Below are 2,499 nucleotides of genomic sequence, written 5' to 3' on the forward strand. Positions count from 1 at the left end.
ATCCTGATCCGCTCGGTCGAAAAGCAGCCCTACAACGATATCCGCATCTGCGGCATCTTCGACGATCGCGGCGACAAGCGCTCGCCGCCCATCGTCGCCGGCTACCCCAAGCTCGGCACCATTTCGGAACTGATCGAGTTCGCCCGCATCGCCCGCATCGACATGCTGATCGTATCGCTGCCGCTGACCGCCGAATCGCGCGTTCTGCAGCTGCTGAAGAAGCTGTGGGTGCTGCCGGTCGACATCCGGCTTTCGGCGCATTCCAACGCGCTGCAGTTTCGCCCGCGCGCCTATTCCTACATCGGCGCGGTGCCGATGCTCGACATCTTCGACAAGCCGATCAACGACTGGGATTCTGTCGCCAAACGCGCCTTCGACATCGTCTTCAGCCTGATCGGCATCGTGGTGTTCTCGCCGGTGATGCTGGCGACCGCCATCGCCATCAAGCTCGACAGCAAGGGTCCGGTGCTGTTCCATCAGAAGCGGCACGGTTTCAACAACGAGATCATCGAGGTCTACAAGTTCCGTTCGATGTATACGGACAAGGCCGACCCAACCGCCAAGCAGACGGTGACCAAGAACGATCCGCGCGTCACCCGCGTCGGCCGCTTCATCCGCAAGACCTCGATCGACGAGTTGCCGCAGTTCTTCAACTCGCTTCTGGGTTCGCTGTCGCTGGTCGGCCCGCGTCCGCACGCCATCGCCGCGCAGTCGCATAACCTGCTCTACAACGAGGTCGTCGACGGCTATTTCGCCCGCCACAAGGTCAAGCCCGGCGTCACCGGCTGGGCGCAGATCAATGGCTGGCGCGGCGAGATGGACACCAACGAGAAGATCCGCATGCGCACGGAGTATGATCTCTACTACATCGAGAACTGGTCGCTGCTGTTCGATTTGCGGATCCTGTTCCTGACGCCGATCCGGCTGCTCAACACGGAAAACGCCTATTGAGCGCGATCGCCCATGACGTGCCGCGCGCGGCGGTCAACGCCAAGCTGATCGCGCTGATTTCCTCGGGCGCGGTCTTCCTCGGCATTCTGCTGTCCGGCTTCGTCATCAGCGAGCCGGCGCCCTATGAGCTCTACATGGCCGGGCTGATCGCCATCTGGGCGCTTTTCGGCCTGAGGATTTCCCGCGCGGCCACGCCGCTGCTGGTGCTGCTGGTGACGATGAACATCGGCGGCATGATCTCCATGACGCAGATGGCGGACCTCGCCAACACGCCGCTCTATCTCGCCGTCTCGCTGTTTCTCGCCTTCAGCGCGGTGTTCTTCGCATCGATCACCGCCGTACAGCCGGGCCTCTACCGGCTGATCTTCATTGCCTATGTGGTTTCGGCCGTAGCCACCTCGCTGCTTGGCATTGCGGGCTATTTCCATGCCTTTCCGGGCGCGGAGATGTTCACCAAATACGACCGTGCCGCCGGCGCCTTCCAGGACCCGAACGTGTTCGGACCGTTCCTGGTGCTGCCCGGCATCTATCTGCTCTATCTGCTTTTGACCGGACCGGTGACGCGCATGCCGCTTTTGGCGGTGCCGCTGCTGATCATCACCGCCGGCATCTTCTTCTCCTTCTCGCGCGGCGCCTGGGGCATGTTCGCCGTCTCGGCGGTCCTGCTCACCGGCTGCCTGTTCCTGCAAAGCGCCAGCGGAAAATTCCGGCTGCGTGTGGTGGTGATGACGATAGCCGCACTGGCGCTGCTGGTCGTCGCCATGATCGTCATCCTGCAGCTGCCCGGCGTGTCGGAGATGTTCTCCAACCGTGCCCATCTCGAACAGAGCTACGACACCGCCCGCCTTGGCCGCTTCGCCCGCTACGGGATCGGCTTCCAGATGGCGATGGAGCATCCGTTCGGCATCGGCCCGCTGGTCTTCGGCACGATCTTCGGTGAAGACACCCACGACATCTGGCTGAAGATGCTGATGGATTATGGCTGGCTCGGCTTCGTGTCGTTCCTGGCGCTCGTCTTATGGACGATAGCAGCCGGCTTCCGCATCCTGCTGCGCGACCGGCCGTGGCAGCCCTATCTCCTGTGTGCCTATGTCGCCTTCATCGGCAATATCGGGCTCGGCACCTTCATCGACATCGACCACTGGCGCCATGTCTACCTGCTGCTCGGCCTGATCTGGGGCGCCATCGCGCTGGAATACAGGCACCAACGGCTGTTGCGGCCTGCCTTGCAGGGCTCGCCGGCACCGGCAATCGCAGCGGTATAAAAGTCGCGGAATTCGGTTGACCCGCACGGGGTTATCACGATACATCGCGACCGGTCCGGAGTGTAGCGCAGCCCGGTAGCGCACTTGACTGGGGGTCAAGGGGTCGTCGGTTCGAATCCGGCCACTCCGACCAATTCAAAGCAGGACTTTCCCCCGAAGTCCGCCCCTCCAGATGCCCCGGTCAGCCCGGCCAAATCTCGGATCGGGGCACCATGTCCTGTGCGCTTGAGCTCCAGGCTTGGTGCTAACGCTATCTCTGGCACACATCCACCCACTCAGCGCC

The 2,499-nt window shown here is 62.5% G+C and carries 2 protein-coding genes and 1 tRNA gene; all 3 read left to right on the top strand.

Annotation, left to right across the window (positions count from 1 at the left end; translation table 11 throughout):
• On the top strand, positions 1-951 hold a 951-nt coding region (locus EOD15_RS32685), incomplete at its 5' end, for an undecaprenyl-phosphate glucose phosphotransferase (protein WP_127409217.1).
• On the top strand, positions 948-2,216 hold the full coding sequence (locus EOD15_RS32690; RefSeq protein ID WP_127321728.1) for an O-antigen ligase family protein: 1,269 nt from the start codon (positions 948-950) through the stop codon (positions 2,214-2,216). The genes EOD15_RS32685 and EOD15_RS32690, both read left to right, overlap by 4 nt.
• A gap of 56 nt (positions 2,217-2,272) precedes the next feature.
• Positions 2,273-2,349 (top strand) — tRNA-Pro (locus EOD15_RS32695).
• Positions 2,350-2,499: the final 150 nt, after the last annotated feature.

It is taken from the genome of Mesorhizobium sp. M7A.T.Ca.US.000.02.2.1, from assembly GCF_003996995.1.
Classification (GTDB): Bacteria; Pseudomonadota; Alphaproteobacteria; order Rhizobiales; family Rhizobiaceae; genus Mesorhizobium.